Below are 25,656 nucleotides of genomic sequence, written 5' to 3'. Positions count from 1 at the left end.
ATGATTATTCCAGCATGGTATGTTCCATATAGCAACTAAAACAAATTATAATTATATGAAACAACAATCGTTTATATATGCAACAATATTGCTTGCAGCTGTTTTTTTTAGCAGTTGTGATAAAAAATTTGAGGTTTTTGAAGATACAGTGGATGGAAATGATCTTCCAACTAATGTTGAGTCTGTTACCTCGGAGGCATTGCCGGGTCAAATTTTGTTAAAATGGGATGTCCCTTTGGATTCCAATTATTATTATCTTCAAATGAGTTATTATGATCACTTAACTGAAAAAAAGGTATTTGAAGTGATATCTGTTTATGCTGATTCGATATTAATTGATAATACAAGAGCTAAATATGGAGATTATGAATTTGCATTTCAGGCGTTTAATAAAAACGGACAAGGAAGCGGTAAAATAAATGTTGTGGCTAAATCTGGTATTGCTCCAGCAACAGAAACCATTACAGCGACTAAAATAGAGCTGGAAGCATCTCAGTTGAGTACGAATAATCAAGAGCCAAAAGAAGGGCCTATTGCCAATTTAATTGACGGCAATTCAAGTTCTTTTTTTCATACTCGATGGAGTTCTCCGCAGATACCAATGCCACAGTACATTCAGATTGATTTGAATGAACCTATTGACGATTTTCAGTTTTATTTGGTGAACAGAGAATGGTCTCAGCAAGCGCCAAAAATAGTAGAGATACAAATTAGTAATGACGGAGTTAACTGGGAAACTGTTAAAACTATTTCTTCAGGGTTACCTTCTGCAGGAGGTGCTGATTATACTTCTGAAATTTTTAGACCTGGTCGTACGTTCTCTCATTTTAGATATAATTGTTTAGAAACTTTTAATAATAGAAATTATTTTAACTTAGCGGAATTTGTATTGTATGATGTCGATATTGATACATACGATCCTGAGTTGTAGTTAAAATTTGTATTATCAGCCTACTGCTATATTAATTTATAGCAGTGGGCTTTTTATGGTTATGAGTGGGCGCTTTTTATATGGAACGTTGGATTGTTTTTTGAATTCACTGTTTTAATTTGATTATTGATTCTGTTGGAGAAGAGAAAGAATCTCAAGTTATATTTCGTTAGATATATAATTGATGATTTTACTCTTTCCTAAAAAACGATAATGAGTTAGGTGCAGAAAGATGTTTAGGTGTGTTTTGAAGATTTAATAAAATAATAATGAAGAAATATGTTTTAATATTCCTGTTAGGATTGATACAGGTTCAATTGGCAACAGGACAAATTAACGATTGGGAAAATCCACGGGTTTTTGGCATTAATAAGGAAGCTGCCAGAGCTACTTTTTTGCCCTATCAAAGCAAAGAGGCTGCTATTGCTGATGATTGTCAAAAATCAGATTGGTATTTGTCTTTAAATGGAACTTGGAAATTTAACTGGGTGTATAAACCAGAAGACAAACCAAAGGATTTTTATACAGAAGAATATGATACTTCGGATTGGGGTGAGATGCCTGTACCGGGAAATTGGGAGTTAAAAGGGTATGGTACTCCAATTTACACCAATATTAACTATCCTTTTCCTAAGAATCCTCCGTTTATCGACCACAGTCACAATCCGGTTGGAAGCTATAAGCGAAATTTTACATTACCGGAAGGGTGGAAAAACCGCAGAGTGTATATTCATTTTGAGAGTGGAGCCGCGGCTATGTATGTGTGGGTAAACGGACAAAAGGTTGGATACAGTCAAAATACCAAAAGTCCTACCGAGTTTGATATCACAAAATACGTAAGAAAAGGGGAAAACAGCATAGCCATAGAGGCTTATCGATGGAGTGATGGATCTTATTTGGAAGATCAGGATTTTTGGAGGCTATCCGGCTTCGACCGAAGTATTTACATGTATAGTCCGGATCAAATTCGTATTGCAGACTTTTTTGCGAAAGCAGCTTTGGATGCAAATTATAAAAATGGATTACTGGATGTAGATATTGATCTTGCGAATAAGCTTTCCGAAACAAAGTTAGTTCGTGTAAATGTGAATTTGATTAATAACGCAGGCAAACAAATTTTATCGACCAGCTCTTCAGTTGAACTGAAAAGTGAGAGTGAACAACAAATTCATATTAAAGATAAAGTAAATAAACCGTTGCAATGGAGCAATGAGACGCCAAATTTATACACACTTTTAATTACATTATCGGATCGTGATGGAAAGCTAATTGAAGCTGCATCGTGTAAAGTTGGTTTCAGAAATGTAGAGATAAAAGATGCTCAGTTAATGATTAACGGAAAGTCCGTTTTGGTGCGTGGAGTTAATTTGCACGAGCACAATGCATACAATGGACATGTTGTTGATAAAGAAACGATGTTGAAAGATATCAAACTCATGAAACAGCATAACATTAACGCGGTGCGTATGAGTCATTATCCTCAAAGTCCTTTATGGTATAAATTATGCGACGAGTATGGACTGTTTTTAGTTGATGAGGCGAATATCGAGACTCATGCGATGGGTGCAGAATGGCAAGGTTGGTTCAATAAAGATGTACATCCGGCATACTCACCAGAGTGGGCGCCAGCACATAAAGACAGAGTGGAACGTTTATTTCAACGTGATAAAAACCATCCGTCGGTAATTATTTGGAGCATGGGGAATGAATGCGGAAACGGCCCTGTCTTTTATGATATTTACGATTGGTTGAAAAAGGCAGATCCAACCCGTCTGGTTCAGTTTGAGCAGGCCGGGCAGAATCGGAATACAGATATTGTTTGTCCAATGTATCCAGGCATGGAAAGTATGAAAAAATATGCTGAACGTACTGATGTAACCCGACCTTATATTATGTGTGAATATTCACACGCAATGGGGAATAGCAATGGGAACTTTCAGGAGTATTTTGATATTATTACTTCAAGCAAACAAATGCAGGGTGGTTTCATCTGGGATTGGGTAGATCAAGGTTTGCATGCTGTAGATGATTCAGGTAGAGATTACTGGGCTTATGGTGGAGATATTGGAGGTTACAAATATACAAATGATGAAAATTTTTGTGCCAACGGTCTTGTTTCTCCTGATAGAATACCACATCCAGGTTTAGAGGAAGTTAAAAAAGTATATCAGGACATATTATTTTTTAATCAGGATATTGAAAATGGTATTGTAACCATTCAGAATCGATTTCTAACTCGAAACTTAAAAGAATATGCTTTTAAATGGATACTGAAAAAGAATGGTGAGATTAGTGCAGAAGCTCCGTTTAAAGTCTCTTTAAATGCCGGGAAATCAAAAGAAGTTAAATTAAAGCTTCCTAAAATAGTTCCATCAAAAGGAACAGAATATACATTGGGTATTTATGCTTTTACGGCAAAAGAAGAAGCTTTACTTCCCGTTGGATTTGAAATTGCAAGGGAACAATTTGTTTTTAAAGGCAATGATTATTTCGAAAAAGAGCATGCAGTAACAGGAGATATCTCCTATGAGGACAAAAACAACCGGATTGTGATATCAGCTTCAAATAGTAAGATTACTATCGATAAATGGAGTGGTTTGTTGTCAGGATATCAATACAAAGAAACAAATTTGTTGAATGGAAGTGTTGAACCTGATTTTTGGAGAGCTCCAACCGATAATGATTTTGGAAATGGAATGCCTTCGAAATTAAATATATGGCGAAATGCAGGACAAAACAGAACCGTAAAAGATGTAAAAGTAACGCAAACGGATCATTTTGTTACGGTTGAGTCTGACTTGTGGTTAAATGACGTTGCAAGCCCATATCAATTAACTTATACCGTGTATGCAGATGGCAAAATCAAAGTAGATGTTAAATGGGTTGCAGGCAGAGAGGGACTTCCGGAAATTCCCCGTTTTGGTATGCAGTTAAAATTAGACAATCAGTTTGATCAGTTTAGCTATTATGGCAGAGGTCCATGGGAAAATTATTCAGATAGAAATACTTCAAGTTTTATTGGAATCTATTCAAGTACTGTAGCTGATCAGCAAGTTGATTATATCAGACCTCAGGAGAATGGAAACAAAACGGATGTGAGGTGGTTGACATTGACAAATAACGAGGGAATAGGATTAGAAATTAAAGGATTACAGCCTTTAAGCGTGAAAGTGTCTCATAATCCGGTAGAAGATCTTGATTCAGGTTTAACTAAAAAACAAAGACATCCAAGTGATGTTACTCCTCGACATCAGGTTTATCTGAATGTTGATTTTAAACAACGTGGATTAGGAGGTGATGATAGTTGGGGACGTTATCCGCATAAACCATATTTATTATTGGATAATACGTATAGCTATAGCTATACAATTAGTGCCGTAGAAAAGGCGAATTAAATCTATTGTTTGATCTCCCATATCTGCTTGCAAATATGGGAGACAACTTTAAATAGAAATTTTTGTAGAAGATAATTGTATTATCTGGAATAATTCATTTAGAAGTATTATGAAATTTAAAAATAAAAACATTTTACTGATAGGACTTGCAGCATTGTTTGTTGCTTGTTCTGCCACAGGTTCAAAGAGTAAGGATAATGCAGCAACTTTATCTAAAATTAAAAAAAATGATGTCGTTTCAATTATCAAAAAGGTAAATGATCATTGGCAATTGACCCATCAAGAATCTGGATGTGCTTTTTGGGACAATGCAGCTTACCATACTGGCAATATTGCGGCTTATAAGCTTACAGGAATAGAGAAATATAAAGCTTATTCTGAGGCTTGGGCGAATAAGAATGAGTGGAAAGGCGCAAAATCAGATAATAAGGCGAATTGGAAATATACATATGGAGAATCACATGAGTTTGTGTTGTTTGGCGATTGGCAAATTTGTTTTCAAACCTATATCGACTTATATAATCTTTCTGAGGAAAAGGATTCTTTGAAAATAGCCCGTGCCATCGAAGTAATGGAATATGAAATGAGCACAGAAAATAACGATTATTGGTGGTGGGCCGATGGTTTGTATATGGTAATGCCTGTAATGACTAAACTTTATAAAGTTACCAGTAATGAGCTTTATCTGGAGAAGTTATACGAATACTTTAAATATGCGCAAAGCATTATGTACGATGAAGAAACCGGATTGTTTTTTAGAGATGCAAAATATGTATATCCAAAACACAAATCTGTTAATGGATTAAAAGATTTTTGGGCAAGAGGCGATGGATGGGTATTTGCCGGATTGGCAAAAATAATTCAGGATATGCCTGATAGCTATGCACATAAAGCTGAATTTATTGATATTTATAAAAAGATGGCATCAACTTTAAAAGATTCTCAACAGCAAGAAGGTTATTGGACCCGAAGTATTTTAGATGCAGAGCATGCGCCAGGTCCTGAAACCAGTGGAACAGCATTTTTTACGTATGGCTTTTTATGGGGGATGAACAATGGAATTCTTTCAAAAGAGGAATATAGCTCAGTTGCTGCTAAATCCTGGACTTATTTAACCACGGTTGCTTTGCAGGATGATGGAACGGTAGGATATGTTCAGCCTATTGGTGAAAGAGCGATTCCAGGTCAGCAGGTTGATGAAAATTCAACATCAAATTTTGGCGTTGGTGCATTTCTTTTAGCTGCTTCTGAATTGGCAACTTATATCGAAAATTAATACAAATAATGCCCTGCCTGTTATGATTTATCTATATAGGCGGGGATTTTTAATGTAAATTGCATTTTTCACTTTTATTGAAAATGACAAATAAACCTTATTAAATGTTCCGTTATTATATACCCTTATTAAGTGTTTTTCTTTTATTTGCGAGTTGTAATGTTTGTGCTCAGAAATTAATTCCGGTTTCGAAGGGATGGTCTAAAAATTCGGTTAATGCAGTTGTATTTCGGCAGAATTCGTTGGTGACTCAGAACGGGATGCAGTTTATAGCTTACTATAATTCTGAAGGATTTTTAGAATTGGGGAAGAGGAAGTGTAAAACGGATCAATTTACAACCTATACTACCTCTTACAAAGGGAATGTAAACGATGCGCATAATTGCATTAGTATTATGCTGGATGGTGATGGTTATCTTCATGTTTCCTGGGATCATCATGGGAATCCTTTACGATATGCCAAAAGTATACAGCCCTATTCGTTGCAGTTAGGCCCTAAAATAGAAATGACTGGTAGTAATGAAACGAATGTAACTTATCCACAATTTTTTAGAATGCCAAATGGCAATCTCATATTCATGTTTCGTGACGGGCAATCCGGAAAAGGTAATTTAGCGATGAATTCCTATGATTGTAAAACTAAAATATGGGTTCAAATGCAAAGTAACCTTATTGACGGCGAGGGACAGCGAAATGCTTACTGGCAGGCTTGTGTCGATCAGCAAGGTATTATTCATGTTTCCTGGGTATGGCGCGAATCTCCTGATGTGGCTTCCAATCATGATTTGTGCTATGCACGGTCCAAAGATGGAGGAATAAGCTGGGAGAATTCTCAAGGCCAAAAATACTCACTTCCCATTACAGCAGCTACAGCAGAATATGCCTCACATATACCTCAAAACAGCGAGCTGATAAATCAAACATCAATGACAACTGATGAAAGAGGACAGCCGGTTATTGCAAGCTATTGGCGTGAGCAGAATTCTGATATTCCACAATACCATATAGTTAATTGTAGTAATGGTAAATGGAATACAATCAACCTAAACTTTAGGAAAACGCCGTTTTCATTAAAAGGAGCCGGAACCAAACGTATTCCTATTTCCCGACCTCAAATTTTAGCAAAAACAAAGCATAAAACATCCACCTTTTATCTGATTTTTAGAGATGAAGAAAGAGAGGCAAAGGTGTCAATGGCGATTGGGAATACATCAGAACAAGGAAATTGGAAAGTGGTTGATTTGACTGACTTTTCGGTTGGATCATGGGAGCCGTCGTTCGATACGGAATTGTGGAAAAATAAAGGAATAATTAATCTTTTTGTACAAAAGGTGGAGCAGATTGATGGAGAAGGAAAGGCTGATTATGAACCTAAGATGGTGAATGTTCTGGAAGTAAAGAAAATTGACAGATATTCAAAATGTGATACTGTGCCGGTAAAACTTAGAAAGTAAATAAGTTAAAAAAAGCATTGATTGATTGATTTTAATGAATTTGTCTTAAAAAAATCAGCAAACCTGCTTAAACCGAAACGTTATAATGTTTTAAAAATAGCTGCAAGTGTTGGCTTTAACGATTTCTTATACATTTCAAAATAAAAGCGATTCATACTTAAATATGAATCGCTTTTAATATTTATCTGTGTTTTTGTTTTACTTCGTGTTCTGATCGATAATCAGCTTAATAGCCCGTTGACAAGCCGGACAAAATTTATCGTGACGGGTAAACATGATACAATTGGGAGCGCTTCGGTATAAGCCTGTTGACTTGTATTGAGCTCCTTCAAAAGCACCAACTTTACCGCTGTATTCCATGTTTGCTAAAAGCTCATCATCCCACGATCTTTGCTTCATAAAGAAATTTTCCATTATTTTTTCATCAACCTTTGCTTTTCTTAGCTCAACTCTTTTTTTCTGAACAGCAATGCTGTGTTCATCGTACTTCTCCTTTTCCCAGGGAGTTGGTATTGGAGTGTCTGGTGTTACAATATCCTTCCATTTTATAGTTTCAGGATTCGTATTCGCAGTTACATTTAGTTCCCAAGGCTCCAAATGCTTGGCATCCATTTCGTAAGCCGTTGCCGAAGTGTAGTATTCATCAGCCAAATCAGCAAAATGGTGTCCGAATTCATGTACGAATAAATATTCCTGAAAAGCATTGTCAACAGCTGCTGTGATATACAAGTTATAGATACCGCCACCGCCATAAATAGAATCATTCATTAAAATAGCTGTAAATTCGTAAGGAACTGCCGCCGCCGCATTGCGAATTGTTTTGTTGTCGAAACCTAAAGCGTATCGTTCCGAATCGAAAGCACCGTAAGTAACCGAAAGTGCCGAACGTTTATGAATATCCTGATGAGGATGATTTACTCCTGAATCGGGAGATGGTGTTTCCACAGCTCTGATCGAAAATTTATCCTTAAAGGAAGCATATGGCTCTGTACTTAAAAGAACTTCCGCAAAACGTTGTGCGTCCTTTTTAAATTTACCCATATCTTCTTTGGCGTATCCTTCTCCCAAAACAACAATGTCAACTTGATTTTCAGGCTTACCATTCACAACAATATCAATCGTATTATAGTGATTTTTTACTGGGCTGGAGAAAGAACGGTAATGCTTTGGATTTACTTTATAGGTCCATACAGGATCAAAACCATTATTAATATTGCGTTTAAATACAGTGATGTCTACTTCATTTTTCGGCCATGGAAAACGAAGTGATTCCTGAAAACTTCCCCATTCGGTTTTTGCCTCGGGCGTAGTTTCCCATTCGCCGTAGATGCTTGCAAATCCTCGGGAATAAAGCAACTTACCTGTTATTGGATCTTTTACTTCGAAACAATATTTCCCCAGATTTAGTTCGTCGATTAGTATGGTTTTACTGCCAGACCATTCACCATCATTTACCATTTGATCGAAGGCGAAGTGTTCTTCACCTGAATTCCCTACATGGTTATAGTCAAGGCGCATAGTAGCACTCGTAAAATAATCAGCATATTGAGCCATTGATGAGAAGGAGATGCCAATTAGCATAAGAGTAAATACAAAAATCTTTTTCATATGATTATAATTTGTTTTTTTAGTGTTTCGCAGATGTTGCAAGTTAATGATTATCTGTTTTCCGAAAAATGCGATTCGTCATATCTGAACGGAGGTCTTAAATTTGATAATAAATTAGGAATTAAAAGCTTTCTTGTTTCAAATCATTGACTTTACTGATTTTCTATTAAATTTAGTTTTTCAAAAATAAAATCATTTTATGATAGGAACACTGGTTAATGTAATTGCCATATTGATAGGGGGAAGTTTGGGACTTTTGTTTCGGGCCAGGATTCCCGATCGAATGTTTAAAATTGTTTTTCAAGCCATTGGTATTTTTACACTTTACCTTGGCGTAAACATGGCTCTAAAAGCGAACGAGCTGTTGCTGATGGTGTTCAGTTTGGTGGTTGGATCATTAATTGGCGAGTTTTTACGTTTAGAGGATCGGGTTGAGTATTTGAGCGAGTTGTTGAAACGGAAAATAGGAAGTAAGGATGATAAATTTTCAACCGGATTTGTTACATCATTTATGCTGTTCTGTTTGGGAGCAATGACAATATTGGGAAGTATGGAAGAGGGAATGGGCAAGGAGCCGACTCTGCTGTTAACTAAATCGATGATGGATGGATTTTCGGCTGTGGCTTTAGCCGCAGTTATGGGAGTGGGAGTTTTATTTTCGGTAATTCCTTTGCTGATTTATCAGGGAGGATTAACCTTGTTGGCGGCCTTGTTTGGGGGAGTAATACCGGAAGCCATAATCACCGAAATGGCAGGTGTTGGCGGCGTTTTAATCATCGGATTAGGCATTAGTATTTTAGAAATAAAAAAAATAAAGGTTTTAAATATGCTTCCTGCCTTATTAGTGGAAGTGCTGCTGTGCTATATCTTTTTAACTTAGAATAAGTTTGATATTTGTACGGATAGGTTTTGAAAGATTAGAAGAGTAGCATATACCAGTCGGTATAAGATCTTTTCGTAGATTTGTAATCAGAAGAAAACGCTTTAGGCAATCAAAATACATACGATTTGAAAGAAGAAATAAAAACTGCTCTAATTCAGTTATTTGAAGAATGGGCTGATGACAGAGTAATTGAAACGGAAATTTTACCTCAATCAGGTTCCTATCGCGAATACATCCGGTTAATAGGAGAAAAGAGAACGGTATTGGGAGCTTTTAATGCTGATAAAAAAGAGAATGCTGCTTTTCTTAGTTTCAGTAGGTTTTTTGCAGAAAAAGGTCTTTCAGTTCCGGAAATTTACTGCGAAAATAACGAACAGGATATCTATCTTTTACAGGATTTAGGCAATACAACTCTGTTCGATTATATTTTGCATTTAAGAGTTGGAGAAGGTTTTGCCAACGATTTGGTGCAGATTTATAAAAAGATCATTTCTCAATTGATACGTTTTCAACTCGAAGGAGAAAATGGATTGGATTATAGTGTTTGTTATCCTCGGGATAGTTTCGATAAACAATCTATGATTTGGGATTTGCACTATTTTAAATATTACTTTTTAAAATTGGCAAAAATTCCATTCGATGAGCAGCTGCTCGAGAACGATTTTCAAAAATTCTCGGATTACTTGTTGGATGCTCCCCGTGATTATTTTTTGTATCGGGATTTTCAGTCAAGAAATATTATGCTGGTAAATGGTGAGCCTTGGTTTATCGATTATCAGGGAGGAAGAAGAGGAGCCCTGCAATACGATTTGGCTTCCTTGTTATATGATGCTAAGGCAGATCTTCCGCAGGATGTTAGAGATGAACTGTTAGCCTTTTATCTAAAGGAGATTCAGAAAGTACAGACAGTAGATCCAAAAGCTTTCACTTCCTTTTTTCAGGGATATGTGTTGGTTCGCATCATGCAGGCAATGGGAGCTTATGGATTTAGAGGTTTTTACGAAAGAAAAGATCATTTCTTAAAATCGATTCCATTCGCATTAAAAAATTTGGAAACCATATTGGGACGAATGAGTATTCCTGTTGAATTGCCTGAATTGGTGAAAGCACTAAAAGCTGTTATTTCTTCAGATTTTTTGAAAAGCGTAGGTAAGGAAGAAAAACCAAAACTTCATGTTGAAATAAATAGTTTTTCGTACCGAAGAGGAATTCCATTAGACAAAACAACCAATGGCGGAGGTTTTGTTTTCGATTGCAGAGCCATTCATAATCCGGGGAGATATCAGGAATATGTTGAGATGACGGGGAAAGATCAGCCGGTAATTGACTTTTTCAAGGAGCGCAGCGAAATGGATGAGTTCTTAGGTTCAGTATATAGTATTGTCGACATGAGTGTTGATAAATACATCAGTCGAAATTTTGCCAATTTACAGGTGAATTTTGGCTGTACCGGAGGAAGACATCGTTCCGTTTTTTCGGCAGAGAGTTTGGCAAAGCATTTACGGGAAAAGTTTGATGTGAATATCAGTTTAAGGCACATTGAACGAGAAATAGAAGGAAGTTAATATGGGCAATAAACGTTGTAAATTATCACCGAGGGAATACGCAGAAAAAGTATGCAATTCGGAAAATTTTGTTTGCAAAAAATGCAATCGGGTGGCTAAAAAAGCCAAAAGTTTGTGTGATGCGAAAAAGAAAAAGTAATAACTCTTCACTGATAATTGAAAAGATGTTGAATGCAATGATTTTTGCGGCAGGTTTGGGAACCCGCCTAAAACCTTATACCGATTCGAAACCAAAAGCATTGGTTGAGTTGGCAGGAGCACCTCTTTTGGAAAGAGCAATATTAAAATTAATTGAACTTAAGGTAGATCGTATCGTTATTAACGTGCATCATTATGCAGATATGATTGAGGGTTTTCTCCAAAAGAATAACAATTTTGGTGTTGATATTCGTATTTCAGACGAACGAGAAGAACTACTGGATACAGGAGGTGGATTAAAGAAAGCCGCTGATTTATTTATTCCTGACGCACCCGTTTTAATCTATAATGTAGATGTTTTTTCTTCCTTGAATTTATCTGAATTAATCAATTTTCATAAACTGACCGGGGCATTGGTAAGTATGGTTATGCGCGAAAGAACCAGCAGCAGATACTTGTATTTCAATAAAGATAATCAGTTAACAGGTTGGAAGAATTGTAAAACCGGTGAGGTTAAAGTTGCCAGGGAAGAGATGAATGAATCTGAACCAATGGCTTTTAGCGGAATTCATTTGATTAGTCCGAAACTATTTCCCTTAATTACAGAGGAAGGTAAATTTTCCATTATCGATTTGTATTTACGCTTGGCAAAGAATGAAAAGATTCTGGCTTTTAAAGACAGCTCAAAAATCTGGACAGACCTTGGTAAACCTGAAGATTTGGCTTGGGCAGAAGATCATCTGAAATAATTTGTCTATTTTTGGGCTCAATTTAATAAGAACTGGAATATCGATATCACTTCCTAACAGGAGATACTAGAGCCGTGCACCAATAATTTATATGGAAAAAATAAACTTACAGGATATCATTTTTGTTATCAATCCTCACTCCGGGACCAATTCGGGTAAGATTCTTGAGAAATTTAAAGAGCTTGCTCCTAAAGTTGATTATTTTGTCAGTAATTCTTTGGAGGAATTTGATGTTTTTTTGACCGCTAAAGCGGAAAAATACAAAGTACTTATTATTTGCGGAGGCGATGGTACCATAAATACGACACTTAAATATCTGATTAAATATTCCAAGCTAAAATTAGCTGTTTTACCTAATGGTTCAGGCAATGGTTTCGCCCGTGAGTTAGGTTTTGATGGCAATATTAAAAAATTACTGGATCAGATTTTAAAAGGTGGAACTGAAAAAGTTGATGTCATAAAGATAAACAATGAACTATGTGGCAACATGGCTGGTTTAGGCTTTGATAGTTATGTGGCAACTGAATTTGAAAAGATGCCTGCACGAGGACTAAAGACCTACGTGTATTGCACCATTCAAGCGCTTTTAAAATACAAACCCATACAGGCGAAAGTCAATGTTAATGGTTCTGTTATTGAGGGCAAATATCATATGATCAACATTGCTAATACCCGGCAATTTGGGAACAATGCTTTGATTGCTCCAAAGGCTGTCTGCAACGACGGCTTGTTCGATTTGGTTTTGATAAAAAAAATTCCTTTTTATGTAGTGCCAAACTTCGTAGTTCGTTTGTTTTTAGGAAAGTTGAAGAATTCAAAATATGTGCAGTTTGTAAAAGCCAGTAGTTTGGTAATTGATTCAAATTCTGAAACTTATCATGTAGATGGCGAGCCTAAAAAATTGAAGGAGACTCTAAGTATTGAAATTTTGAAACAGATTGAAGTGGTGAAAATGAAAATGTAACATTATAAAATAGAGAAGCATGTTAGATTGGTTGCTTAGTTTAGACAAAGAATTGCTGTTGTTTTTCAATGGCCAGCACAATCCTTTTTGGGATACATTCATGATGTTGACATCGGGGAAAGTAATTTGGTTTGTATTCTATTTTGTGATAGTTGCTGCTGTAATCAACACATTTGGCTGGAGAAAAGGAGCTTTAATCATCCTAAGCATACTTCTGGTAATTGTTTTAAGTGATCAAATTGCTTCGGGAGTGTTTAAACCTATTTTTAAACGATTCAGACCTTCCAGAGATCCATCATTTAGTCATTTAGTGCATATTGTAAAAGGATATACGGGTGGAAAATATGGTTTTGCATCATCGCATGCATCAAATTCATTTGGCTTGGCGGTGTTTGTTTCCTTGTTGTTTAAGAATCGGGTAACAAGTGTATTTGTAATTTTCTGGGCAGTTTTGGTATCCTATTCGCGAATTTATTTGGGGGTTCATTATCCTGGAGATATAATTGTTGGCGCATTAATAGGAACTTTATCAGCCTATTTTGTGTATTCATTGCTGCAAAAATATTCTAAGCCTAGTTTAATTTGCAAACCGAAGCAGCGAACTCATCCTATTGCGGGAATTCATCAAATTGCACTGTTGGGCAGTCTGCAAATTATAGTAATGCTTTTGTCGGTTTTTTATATCCTAAAATAACCATAAGCATATTTTTAAGTTGATTAATTGAATGATTTCATGAAAAATAGATTGTTTTATTTACTGTCAGCCGGATTGTTTTGGATGGCGTTTTTCTTTGTTTTCCGATTGCTGTTTGTATTGTATCAATGGGATTTGCTGGAGGGGCAGTCTTTTTTCGAAATAGCAAAGGCTTTCGTTTCCGGTGCACGTCACGACTTATCCTTAATGGGATATATTCTTCTTTTGAGCGGACTGATTTTGACTGTAACATTCTGGTTGCCGGCGAAAAAGTTAAAAGGTCTGTTTACCGTTATCTATTCGGTAGTTGGTCTTATTTTCATCATGATTTTGATTCCTAATTTGGAGTTGTATCGAAATTGGGGCTTTCATTTGGATGCAACAGTGTTAAGTTATCTGAAAACTCCAAAAGAAGCGATGGCTTCAACTACACTTTCAACACATTTACTGCTGTTTGTTCTGTTCATTCTTACATCAACAGCCTCATACATCTGTTTAAGGAAGTTTGTAATTGTAAACCTTGAAAAGATCAAACCGATCAATTACAAATGGATTCCCGTTCTATTATTCATTACCGCCGGTATGATTATCCCGATAAGGGGAGGTTTTGGTATTGCTCCTATGAATGTTGGATTTGTATATTTCTCTCAAAGTACTTTTGCGAACCATGTAGCGGTAAATCCGGTATGGAACTTTTCTTACTCATTAAAGAAGATTGGAAAAGATGGGAAACAGTTTAAGTTCCTGAACGAAGATCAGTTGAAAAGTACGATTGCCGGCTTAAAATGCAATCCCAATTCTGAACGGCTGCAGGTGATTAAAGGCAAGAAACCTAATGTTGTTGTGGTAATGCTCGAGAGTTTTACCAGTAAGGCAATTGGTTCATTGGGAGGATATCAGGGAGCAACGCCTAATTTCGATGAATTGACCAAAGAAGGTGTTTTGTTTTCTAATTTTTATGCAATTGGCGATCGTTCAAAAATCGGAATTGTTGGATTGCTGAGCGGATACCCATCCTTGCCGCAGCGCAGTGTTATTTCCTATACCAAGAAAACTCAAAGCATTCCAAGTTTATGCCGGAAGTTTACGAAGCAAAATTACTCTTCAGCATTCTATTATGGCGGCGATATTCGTTTTGCGAATATAAATTCATATCTCATGAATACCGGCTTTGATCGATTGGTTACCATGTTTGATTTTTCGGAGGATTTATACAATTCAAAATGGGGTGTGCATGACGAATATGTATTTGAAAGATTGCTAAAGGATATTAAATCGGAAACGAAGCCATTCTTTAAAGTATACTTCACCTTAAGCAGTCATGAGCCATTTGATGTTCCTATGGAAAAGGTGATTAAAGGAAACAGCGAAGATGAGCGGTTCTTAAATTCGGTTAATTATACCGATAAATGTTTGGGTAAATTCATTGCTGATTTCAAAAAAACAGAAGCCTGGGAGAATACAATACTGATATTGGTTGCCGATCATGGTACCAGATACATTGATAAAAGTGTACCAAGTGATTTTATAAAGTATCAGATACCCATGTTGTGGTTAGGTGGTGCTTTAAATCAAAAAAATCTTGTTGTTGACAAATTTGGATGTCAGCCGGATATGGCAAATACTCTCTTGTCTCAGTTAAATATAAATGCCGATGAGTTTATTTTTGGAAAAGATTTATTGGCCGCAGATCAGAAAGGATATGCCTATTTTGATTACAACAACGGTTTCGGTTACATCGACGAAAATGAAAGAAGTGTATTCGATTTAACTTCGAATAAATACATTCATGAAGAAGGTGAAAGTGCAGATAACAGAGAAAATTGGAAAGCCTTACTGCAGTATCTGAATGAAGATTTTCTGGCTAGATAGTAAGCCATACAGCAAACAAAAAAGCCGTTCAATTTGAACGGCTTTTTTTGTGTCTTATACCAGCTTAACTTTTGCCAACCGCCTGTTTCCGAAAGCTGTTTCCCAAAAAAAAATAAGGAAGAATTGGCCGTTGCTGAAAATCCTGCTTAAAATATCAGCTTGTCATGCTCTGACTATATACAAGCCGTTCTTGTCAGAGTATGAATTGATTTTAAAGGGACTATTTTATAAGATGAGTTTTGATCTGGATTTGGTATTTCGCATAGCTTGTTTCCCTAATGTTTCTATGTGTTGAATGTCTTTTAATGGATGATGAATTGACTTTTATTTCGCTTAAGTTGATAATTTGGAATTAATATTCGACCTGCATATTTGCATGTTAAATAAAGATGTATTAAGTTTAGGGGTGATCATAAAAATAATTAGTAGATAAGTAGGGGAGAAGGAGGATAAAGATTATTTGTAAGAGTTAAGAGGCGTGAGATGGATCGGATTAAGAGATTGGGATTACAAATCACTCACATAGGTGAGATTTTATTAATAATTTAAATCAGATAACAATGGCAGGTAAATTAAATGATGCGATGTCCTCCGAAGTGCACATAAACAGTGCGCTTCGTCATTCCCGAAGATGCAAACAAACAAAAGGAGCCACTGAATTGGCTGGTGCAATTGATCCTTTTATCACCGATTTGGAAACAAAAAGCAGCGAAACCAAAAAGGAAAAATTATTGCACGACAACTCTTATGATGATTTGGTGTTTAATTCGGGTGGGTTGGATGATCGGATCAGAACCATATCGGATACGGCCAAGCAATACGACAGGGAAAATCCAGGTCGTCCGGTTCATAAGCTATTATTTCCCAACGGAGGATATTCCACTATTCTTCGCTTTCCGATCACAAAAAAGGTAGATGCAGCAGAAGAAATACAAGAGCGCATCAAATCGTTGGGCGAAGAACATGTTTTGGTTGCTCAATTGCCTCTTTTAAGCGAAGCTATAAGCAAAGTGCGAACTTCCATCGCTGCATTACAGCAGGCCAATACCAAAGTGCGAACTGCTGTTGCCAACGAAGAAGTGGCACAGGCCAACTTGCGCAGGCAATATGAATTCAATTACCTCGATGCCATAAAGATGTTTGGCAAAACTTTTGCCAACCGCCTGTTTCCGAAAGCTGTTTCCCGAAAAAAAATTAAGGAAGAATTGGCCGTTGCTGAAAATCCTGCTTAAAATATCAGCTTGTCATGCTCTGACTAAATACAAGCCGTTCTTATCAGTGTATGACTTGATTTTAAAAGGGACTATTTTATAAGATGAGTTTTGATCTTAATTTGGTATAAGCTCTCAGAAAAAAAGAAAAGTATGCCGTGTAAACTTGCATGGCATACTTTTCAAAAATAAAATACCTCTTGCAAGTTTTCATAGCATACTCTCAAAAGTAAAAATGGCTCGTGCAGCATTACAAAGCCTATTTTAAAAATACAGAATGTTCGATGTAAGCTTACACGTTATACTTTTCAAAAAAAAAATAGTGCATGTAAGCTTGCACAGCATACTTTCCAAAATGAAAATGCACTGTGTAAGCCTACAAGTATAGCTTGATAAAAATAAAATGTGCTTTGTAAGCTTGCAGTTGGTGTTTGATAAAAAAAGATATTAATAATTAAAACAACTTAATGATGAAAAAATTATACTTGATACTAAGTCTCGTACTGTTTAGTTTTATTGCTAATGCTTCTATTACAGGCGAGAGTCAAGCTCGTTGTCCCAATTATAGTTATTTGTACAAATGCAATTATCAAAATGATGATTTATATGAATGGGTATGGACGATTAAGGGAGGCACTATTATTAGTGGCATGAACGATTCAGATGCTTGGGTTTCATGGAATGACTCCAATGAAGAACATTATGTAAGAGTAAGAACATATAGGATTGCGTACGATAATGATGGCAATAAGACTTTGCATGAAATAGGTAACAGTAAAAAGATAGTAAGAGTTATGTCGCTAAAAGATGTGCTTCCTGCGGGTTTCACAAAAGGCGACTTTAGCATTAATCCCGGTGATAATACTCCTGTTACATACACAATTCCACTTTTGTATTATCCTGAATGTTATGAAAATATTGAGAAACCAGTAAATGATTATGAATGGATAATTCCGGCTGGTTGGGAATACAACGGTACAATTAGCGATGGAACTACTCCAATAAAAACTCATAATATTAGTATTACAGTTATTCCAGATAATTGTACTGGAGGTAAAATAAAGGTTCGTGGTGTTCCTGAATGTACTGGCCAGTCTAAATCGGAATATAGATCAAAAACAATTATAAGAAGTGATAACAATATTGTAAGTTCCATCTCCACAACCGTATGTGGCAAACCAAAAGAAATTACTTTAAATATTGGAAGCGTTCCAAATGCAACATACCAATGGACAAAACCTGCAAGCTGGACTTGGACAAGTGGTACTAATTCAAATGTTGTTAAAGTAATGCCTGATGGTCTTTCAGGAGGAACTATATCGGTTATTGTGAATGGTTGTACTAGTTTGAAAGAAAGTAAAACAATCACGCTATATAATTGGGATCCAAATGAACCAGATCCATCGCTCTCAGGTTCTAATATGGTTTGTTCTTCTGGCTCAATATATAATTTAAATAATTTGCCTTCAGGAACAAGTGTAACATGGACTTCCAGTCCTACAATAAATTTTCCAAATGGTAATGTGGGAGAGACCGTAACTGCCAAACAAGTTGGTTTTAGTGGCACTGGTTGGATTGAGGCTACAATTAACAGCGCATGTGGTGAAGTTACTCTACCACGGAAAGAAGTTTGGGTTGGATCACCTTTAAAGCCATACGATATATCATTTTATCCCAATGAACCTTGTTTAAATCAAATTGCATATGCCATAGTAAGGGCAAATAATCCTCCAGAGTCCCAAGTTCATTACAATTGGCGTAATTACCATATTTATGTTGATCAAAATTCAACTGGTTCAGAGGTGCATTTTCAAACTAAAACGCGAATTCATTATACTACCTATGTAAGAGTGAAGGGTACAAATGAATGTGGATCCTCTCAAGAATATTCAAAGCTTTTGAGAGTAAAAGATTGTGGTGGCGGAGGAATAGAGCCAGTTCCCCTAAGCATTAATTCAGATCCATTAATTGTATCAAAAGTTGGCTTGTCTGAAGAAGGAAACTCTAAGCAACTTGCCGATACCCAAATGAATGTTGGATCTGCAATTACGAGTATTACAATTTTTCCTAATCCAGTAGAAGATATAGTTAATATTCAAATCCCTGGAAATTTAATTGCAGACAATAATTGCTCCATTGAAATTTACAATTCAACAGGAAAACTTTTACTTAAGAAAAAAGTTACAAGTACCACAAATTCTATAGATTTGAGTAATTCGCCATCTGGTACCTATGTCGTTAAATTAATCACAGATCAGGAAATCATTACAAAAAAAATAATAAAGAAATAATAGATTATACTATATTTAAAGAGGCTGTCCATTATTTTGGACAGCCTCTTCTGTATGTAATTGTTTTCAATTCTTTAGTCAATCACTCCTGAACCAATCAGTTCCCCTTCATCGTACCAGGCAGCAAATTGTCCTGAAACAACAGCTCTTTGTGGCTCATCAAAAAGTATGTACAAACCTTCTTGTTTGAAGTAGATGGTTCCTTTTTGCAAAGGCTGTCGGTATCTTATTCTGATATCGTATCTTCTTTCGCATTCCTCAGTTGGCCTTAAATCTTCACGAATCCAATGCACTTCATTTTTAGGAATAAATAAAGCCTTGCGGGTTAGTAACGGATGTCCGTGTCCCATGCCAACGTACACAATGTTTTTCACCACATCGGTTCCAATCACAAATAATGGCTCTTTTTTTCCGCCAACATTAAGTCCTTTTCTCTGACCAACAGTAAAGAAATGGGCGCCGTTGTGTTCTCCAACAACAGTTCCATGTTCCGGTTTAAATTGATAAGGAGCAGAAATAGCAGCCAAAGCTTCTGATTTTGGAATGATCTCATCAGCTTTGTCAGGCATAATTTCAATGATCTGTCCCTTCATGGCTTTCAGCTTTTGCTGCAGGAAAACAGGCAGATCAACTTTCCCAACAAAGCAAATGCCCTGAGAATCTTTTTTCTCGGCAGAGGCCATTTTTTCGCGACGGGCAATTTCCCGAACCTCAGGTTTTATAATGTGTCCGATAGGAAACATCGCTTTTGACAATTGTTCCTGCGATAACTGACAAAGGAAATAAGACTGATCTTTATTGTTATCAGCTCCGGCAATTAACCGATGAATCTCTTTTCCATCCTTTATAATGGTTTCCTTTTGGCAGTAGTGTCCGGTAGCCACATAATCAGCTCCCAGTTCCAATGCTTTTTTCAGGAATACATCAAATTTTATTTCGCGATTACAAAGTACATCCGGATTGGGAGTACGCCCTTTTTCATATTCCGAGAACATGTAATCGATAACTTTTGCACGGTATTCCACACTTAAATCCACAAAATGAAATGGAATTCCCAATTTTTTAGCCACCATTTGAGCAAACAGTACATCTTCTTCAAATGGACATTCTTCGGATTTTAACCCAACCGTATCGTTCCAGTTCTGCATAAAAAGCGCTTCCACCTCATATCCCTGCTCAATTAGTAAATGCGCAGCAACACTGGAATCCACTCCACCCGACAATCCGATTACAACTTTTTTCTTCATTCGTAATTTCTCCTTCTTTTCAGAGAGCAAAAGTATTCAATTTTTGGCTTAGTGCCAATTGTGCCTGATGAATTGCCTGTAATTTAACGCCTAAATTTAGTTATGTATTTTTTTCTGATAAAAAAATAAATTAATTTCGATATCGTGTTATGTATGGGGGTCTATTTTATAAATCCGCATTTATTTAGAATAATAAAAGTTAAAAAATATGAAAAAACTAAGCTTTACTTTACTGCTGATTTGTGCCGCTATATTTGTTTCCGCACAGGAAAAACAAGATACTTCTTACTGGAAAAAAGGCGGTCTTGCTGCAATTTCTCAAACATCTCTTACCAATTGGTCGGGAGGTGGTGATAATGCGATCTCAACGAATGCGCAGCTAAATTTGTTTTCGAATTATAATAAAGGAAAAAACAGTTGGGAGAACACTCTAAACCTGGAATACGGTATGGTTAAGCAAGGCGACCAAGGTATGCGGAAAAGTATCGATAAAATTGATTTTACAACCAAGTATGGTCACAAGAATGGTGGTGAATGGTATTACAGTGCTTTGTTGGATTTTAAAACACAATTTGCAAAGGGCTACAATTATTCAAATACTGAAGGAGAACCAGATGTGAAAGTATCTAATTTTTTGGCTCCGGCATACATTACTCTTTCTTTGGGTATGGATTACAAGCCAAGTGATGTGTTTTCGGCTTATTTATCTCCTGTTACTGGAAAAATGACGATTGTTAATGATGATGAATTATCTGCAGAAGGAGCTTTTGGTGTTGATCCGGGCGATAAATTCAGAGGAGAGTTTGGTGCGTTTACCAAGTTGGCTTTGAATAAGGATTTGGTTGAAAATGTAAATTTGAAGAGTACCTTGGGTTTATTTACAAATTATTCTCAAGACTTCGGAAATGTTGATGTTTTATGGGATGTGATGATTAACATGAAGGTGAATGATTTTTTAACAGCAACAGTTAATACTTCTTTGGTTTACGATGATGATGTAGAATATGTGAATAAGGATGGCGTAAACAAAGGTCCAAAAATTCAGTTCAAGGAAATTATTGGAATCGGATTGGCCTACAAATTTTAAGCTGAACTATTAATAGGGAGTACACTTCTTAAATGAGTAAAAAGCGGAAGAATCATTATTTGGATTCTTCCGCTTTTCTTATCGGCGAACTAATGATATGCCGGTTTTTTCTTCTACAAACTGAAAGTAATTGTACAGCTTGTAATTAATTTCGAAACCATAATCTTCCAAAGGATCATACTCTATATAATTGTCCATATTAGGATTCCCTAGCATGTATTGCTGATTCCACTCCAAAACGTAAATCTGATTCCAGTTTTTGTAATAGTTATTTGTATGTGCCGTTGCCATCATGTTTCTGGTTGTAAACCACGATTCAAATCCTGGATCTAAAATCAGTAATTCGTACTCTACACTATCCGTTACGGCAATTTCATTTTCGTTATCCTGAACAGGAACAGGAGTTTTGAATGCGGAATATGTTGAACACCCATAAACAATGCTAAGAATGAAAAATAAATAGATAATCTTTTTCATGACGAAACTAATTAAGAGATCAAACAGATCAAATCACAGTAATGAGAGAGTCAGTTATTTAGAGGATGTAATAGTTGTTACGTGTATGATAATTAATTTGTTACATTGTTTTGTGGGTAAAAAAAAGGACAGGCTTTTAAACCTGTCCTTGAATATGCCAATTCGAAGTGAATTTATAATTTAATTAACTTTTTAGAGATAATTTCATCACCATCTTCAATAGAAATAAAATACATACCTGAAGGTAAATTTGAAATATCAATTGAATTACTCTCCTGATCAAGAGTTAGAATTTGAATTGTTTTTCCTGTTAAGGAGCTTATCCTTACTTTTGATTGAATGTTGCCTTGAATGTAAAGGGTTACAAAATTCTTAGCGGGATTTGGATACAGCTTTAATTCCTCTATAGGAGGAGTTTCACTTAGCGGGTTGCCAAAGGCTAAGCCAGAAGATTTAGTTGCTGGGGCAGGAGCCGTGTTGCTTATGTCTACGGTATAATCCTCAACTTCTCCCTGACTAAATATCTCGCATCCGGATTTCGCAGCTCTTCTGTGTTTTAGCATAACTCTCATCCTGGTTTTTCCAATTGCGGCATTCGCAGGAATTGTTATGTTGGAAGATGAAATTCCTGCACTGGCAGTATAGCCTGAAACTATTATTTCATTACTGGTAAACTCACCATCACGGTTAAAATCAATATATATTCTCCAGTTTGCAGTATAAGACCTCGATTTGTATCCTAGAGAGAAATTCAGAGTATAGCTGTTTCCTGGTTTTACACTTGCAGTCATATTGGTATAGTCGCCGTAACCACCGTCATCACCCGACGGATTATTCATATTCGCCAGCTCTACCAAATCGATGTATTCATAGCGGGTAGCTTGTCCGTAGGATTCACAATAATCGGGCGTGGTTGATTCGGCAAGTGTAGTGAATGATTGAATTGAAGTATAAGCACTTGATCCGGAACTGTTACTGGCAAGAACCTGATATTCGTAGGTTGTTTCGGCCATAGCAGTTGAATAGTCGAAACTTGTTGCCGATGTGGTGAAAAGTTCCCAGTTACCACCTTGTTCTCTTATTTGAAGATCGTAATTGTCTGCAAATTCGATGCTGTTCCAGCTTAAACTAAAGGAATTTGATGTAATATTCGATGCAGCTAATCCTGTTGGTATTTCCGGTACCGGAATCTGATCCGTTGTTAATGATTCAATACTGGAATAATCACCAGAGCCGATTTCATTATTCGATCGAACCCGAAATTCGTAGTTGGTTGAAGCCAGGGCAGAGGTGTAATTATATGTGGTTAAGCTTGTGTTGAAGTTTGACCATGTACCACCTGTTACACGAATATCCAAATCGTAATCATCAGCATTGACAACAGCATCCCAACTAATTGTAAATGAGTTGTAGGTAATGTTTGAAGCCGCCAAATTAATTGGTGTTGCTGGTGCCGAAGGAGCAGCAAGAGTTGTTGCGGTTTCGATGTTTGAATAATCACTGGAACCAACAGAATTGTTTGCTCTCACTTGAAACTCGTAGTTTGTTTCAGCATTCAAACCGTTGTAATTATAGCTTGTTGTACTTAAGTTTATTGTACTCCATGTTCCTCCCGCAGGTCTTACATTTAAATCGTAATCAACAGCATCAGTAGTAACATCCCATGTAATGGTGAATGAATGATATGTAATGTCTGAGGCAGTCACATTTGCCGGAGCTGTGGGGGCAGTTGGCGCAGCCAAAGTAGTTGCAGATACCAAATTTGAATTAACACTTGAACCAATGGAATTATTTGCTCTCACCTGAAATTCATAAGTTGTTTCTGCATTAAGTCCGTTATAATCGTAATTTGGGTTGCTTAAATTTACCGTAGTCCACGTTCCGCCGACAGGTCTTACATCAAGATCGTAATTATCAGCATCTGTTACAGCATCCCAGCTAATGGAAAATGAATTATAAGTAATGTTTGATGCGGTAAGGTTTGCAGGAGCCACAGGCACAGTTGGTGCAGCTTCGGTTACTACAGATGCAATTGCAGAATAACTGCTTGATCCTGCGTCATTATTCGCTCTCACTTGAAATTCGTAAGTAGTTTCGGCAACAGCTCCGGAATAATCACAGGTAATTTGTGATGTATTGATAGTTTGCCATGCACCGCCTTGTTCTCTTATTTGAACATCATAACTAACAGCACCACTAACGGCATTCCATCCAATAGTAAAGCTGGTTTGAGTTACGTTCGAGGCGGCTAAACCAGAAGGAACAGATGGTAAATTATCATTGGTAAGTGCCTTGTAGGCATTTAGTCTGCCACTGCCAAGTTTACCGGCGTAACTAGTATTTAAATCGTCAATGGGGTCAGTATTGTCCACTAATTTAGTACGTAATTCGGCAGGAGTAATGTTTCCTGCATATTTTGAAACAACAAGAGCTGCAACTCCTGATACATGCGGGCAAGCCATTGAAGTTCCCTGGAATACTCCGTAAGTGTCATTGGGAAAAGTGCTAAGAACAGCCGTAGGATCCTCATTAGTTGTTTCCAGTTCTCCACCGGGAGCTGCAATATCAACCCATGTTCCGTAATTGGAATAGTACGCTTTTACATCATTTTTATTGGTAGAAGCAACTGCAAGTACATTGCTGTAGTAGGCAGGATAGTATCTGCTCTGAGAGTTGTCATTACCGGCAGCAAAAATTACAATACCGCCGTTCATCGGAGCATTTGCACCACCCGCATTGGCAATAAAATAGTCAATACCATCAAGAACAGCCTGGTCGTATTGATAAGGGGAAGTATAACTCCAACTGTTCTGCGAAATAACTGCTCCATTATCTGCCGCATAAGAGTATGCTTCAGCAAAACCACCGCTTGAGGCACTAAAAACATTACAAGACATTAATTTTACACCGTCATTGTTTCCGCTTCCGCCTGCAATACCACTAACTCCAATTCCGTTGTTGGATACAGCAGCAACTGTTCCGGCAACGTGAGTTCCGTGATCACCTACGTAAATGTCACCGGTATTGTCAGCAAAGTTATATCCGTAGATATCATCAACATATCCATTGTTATCATCGTCGATACCATTGCCGGCAATTTCACCAGGGTTTATCCACATGTTTGCGGCTAAATCTTCATGGTCATAATCGACACCGCCATCTTCAATTGCTACAATAACGTTCGGATTTCCTGTCTCTACCTGCCAGGCATCCAGTAAACTGATATCGGCACCTGGAGTTCCATTGTTCTGGCCTGTATTTTCGTAATGCCACTGATCAACAAAACGGGGATCATTGGTTCCTGCCGGAAGAGCAGTTGGGGCAGGAGTATTATTACGTTCAGGAAGTTTAACCCCTTCAATTTGTTTGGTAGCATTAATTCCTTCCGCCATCGAAATCTCAGCAACATTCTGATAAGATTTTATGAGTTGGGATACCGGAGTTGACGTATTAAATTCCACTTCGTACCAAAGGTGCAGGCCAAATTCTTTATGTTTAGCCTCAAATTTACCTGCATCACGAAACACACGACGCATTTTATTTGCCTTAAACTGTTGGTTTACTTTGTCAAGATTCGCGATGTTGGTGCGAACAAATTCTTCAGTACTTTTTGTTTTTGACTGACTTCTGTTTATAAGAAGTTGGTGTAACTCATTTACCTTTTTATCGGATTTGGGAGAGAATTTTATCCGGATAATTCCTTTGTATTTTCCATCATTGTCTATTTCCCTTTTTTGGGAATATCCAGAGGAAAGAATAAAAATACAACAAAGAAGAAGAGTAAAGATTTTTTTCATAACTATTGGATTATAGT

General features: G+C 36.8%; 17 protein-coding genes. 13 read left to right on the top strand and 4 right to left on the bottom strand.

The window, feature by feature from the left end; translation table 11 throughout:
- Window positions 1–55: 55 nt before the first annotated feature.
- From GQR60_RS00370 to GQR60_RS00355, 4 genes are all read left to right on the top strand, one after another.
- Entirely contained in the window at window positions 56–931 is an 876-nt protein-coding gene (locus tag GQR60_RS00370; protein WP_124991044.1) for a discoidin domain-containing protein, read from the top strand.
- A 269-nt stretch (window positions 932–1,200) separates the two neighbouring features.
- Complete coding sequence (locus GQR60_RS00365) at window positions 1,201–4,326, top strand: glycoside hydrolase family 2 TIM barrel-domain containing protein (protein WP_124991043.1); 3,126 nt, start codon at window positions 1,201–1,203, stop codon at window positions 4,324–4,326.
- A gap of 109 nt (window positions 4,327–4,435) precedes the next feature.
- Entirely contained in the window at window positions 4,436–5,602 is a 1,167-nt protein-coding gene (locus GQR60_RS00360; protein ID WP_124991042.1) for a glycoside hydrolase family 88/105 protein, read from the top strand.
- Between the two features lie 104 nt (window positions 5,603–5,706).
- Window positions 5,707–7,056, top strand: coding sequence for a BNR repeat-containing protein (locus GQR60_RS00355; protein WP_124991041.1), 1,350 nt, complete (start codon window positions 5,707–5,709; stop codon window positions 7,054–7,056).
- A gap of 198 nt (window positions 7,057–7,254) precedes the next feature.
- Here GQR60_RS00355 and GQR60_RS00350 read toward each other — a convergent pair whose 3' ends face one another.
- A complete protein-coding gene (locus GQR60_RS00350; RefSeq protein ID WP_124991040.1) occupies window positions 7,255–8,664 on the bottom strand; it encodes a M64 family metallopeptidase in 1,410 nt (469 codons plus the stop codon).
- Between the two features lie 199 nt (window positions 8,665–8,863).
- Here GQR60_RS00350 and GQR60_RS00345 point away from each other — a divergent pair, with 199 nt between their 5' ends.
- From GQR60_RS00345 to GQR60_RS00310, 8 genes are all read left to right on the top strand, one after another.
- Window positions 8,864–9,544, top strand: a complete 681-nt coding sequence (locus tag GQR60_RS00345) for a DUF554 domain-containing protein (protein WP_124991039.1) — start codon at window positions 8,864–8,866, stop codon at window positions 9,542–9,544.
- Window positions 9,545–9,672: 128 nt separating this feature from the next.
- Complete coding sequence (locus GQR60_RS00340; protein ID WP_124991038.1) at window positions 9,673–11,112, top strand: RapZ C-terminal domain-containing protein; 1,440 nt, start codon at window positions 9,673–9,675, stop codon at window positions 11,110–11,112.
- A gap of 119 nt (window positions 11,113–11,231) precedes the next feature.
- Window positions 11,232–11,999, top strand: a complete 768-nt coding sequence (locus tag GQR60_RS00335; protein WP_197092631.1) for a nucleotidyltransferase family protein — start codon at window positions 11,232–11,234, stop codon at window positions 11,997–11,999.
- A 91-nt stretch (window positions 12,000–12,090) separates the two neighbouring features.
- Window positions 12,091–12,963 (top strand): diacylglycerol/lipid kinase family protein, encoded by an 873-nt coding sequence (locus GQR60_RS00330; protein WP_124991037.1) that lies wholly within the window; start codon window positions 12,091–12,093, stop codon window positions 12,961–12,963.
- Between the two features lie 19 nt (window positions 12,964–12,982).
- The gene (locus tag GQR60_RS00325) at window positions 12,983–13,657 is read left to right on the top strand and encodes a phosphatase PAP2 family protein (protein ID WP_124991036.1); all 675 of its coding nucleotides are present in this window, start codon (window positions 12,983–12,985) and stop codon (window positions 13,655–13,657) included.
- A 39-nt stretch (window positions 13,658–13,696) separates the two neighbouring features.
- Entirely contained in the window at window positions 13,697–15,529 is a 1,833-nt protein-coding gene (locus GQR60_RS00320; RefSeq protein ID WP_124991035.1) for an LTA synthase family protein, read from the top strand.
- Between the two features lie 560 nt (window positions 15,530–16,089).
- Window positions 16,090–16,761 carry a hypothetical protein gene (locus GQR60_RS00315; RefSeq protein WP_124991034.1) on the top strand — a complete coding sequence of 224 codons (672 nt, stop codon included), beginning with the start codon at window positions 16,090–16,092 and terminating at the stop codon, window positions 16,759–16,761.
- 449 nt (window positions 16,762–17,210) lie between these two features.
- The gene (locus tag GQR60_RS00310; protein ID WP_160463373.1) at window positions 17,211–19,031 is read left to right on the top strand and encodes a T9SS type A sorting domain-containing protein; all 1,821 of its coding nucleotides are present in this window, start codon (window positions 17,211–17,213) and stop codon (window positions 19,029–19,031) included.
- A gap of 74 nt (window positions 19,032–19,105) precedes the next feature.
- On the opposite strand, the gene mnmA is transcribed toward GQR60_RS00310, so the two are convergent.
- Complete coding sequence (gene mnmA, locus GQR60_RS00305; protein WP_124991032.1) at window positions 19,106–20,278, bottom strand: tRNA 2-thiouridine(34) synthase MnmA; 1,173 nt, start codon at window positions 20,276–20,278, stop codon at window positions 19,106–19,108.
- A gap of 208 nt (window positions 20,279–20,486) precedes the next feature.
- Between mnmA and GQR60_RS00300 the strand changes: the two genes are divergently transcribed.
- Window positions 20,487–21,365, top strand: a complete 879-nt coding sequence (locus GQR60_RS00300) for a DUF3078 domain-containing protein (RefSeq protein ID WP_124991031.1) — start codon at window positions 20,487–20,489, stop codon at window positions 21,363–21,365.
- A gap of 78 nt (window positions 21,366–21,443) precedes the next feature.
- Here the strand turns inward: GQR60_RS00300 and GQR60_RS00295 are convergent, their stop codons facing one another.
- Together GQR60_RS00295 and GQR60_RS00290 are read right to left on the bottom strand one after the other, a co-directional pair.
- Complete coding sequence (locus GQR60_RS00295) at window positions 21,444–21,842, bottom strand: DUF6146 family protein (protein WP_124991030.1); 399 nt, start codon at window positions 21,840–21,842, stop codon at window positions 21,444–21,446.
- Window positions 21,843–22,015: 173 nt separating this feature from the next.
- Window positions 22,016–25,639 (bottom strand): fibronectin type III domain-containing protein, encoded by a 3,624-nt coding sequence (locus GQR60_RS00290; protein ID WP_124991029.1) that lies wholly within the window; start codon window positions 25,637–25,639, stop codon window positions 22,016–22,018.
- Between the last annotated feature and the right edge of the window lie 17 nt (window positions 25,640–25,656).

Origin of the sequence: Labilibaculum euxinicum, assembly GCF_009795715.1 — a bacterium.
Taxonomy (GTDB): Bacteria; Bacteroidota; Bacteroidia; order Bacteroidales; family Marinifilaceae; genus Labilibaculum; species Labilibaculum euxinus.
This window is presented reverse-complemented; position numbering and strand designations above follow the sequence as displayed.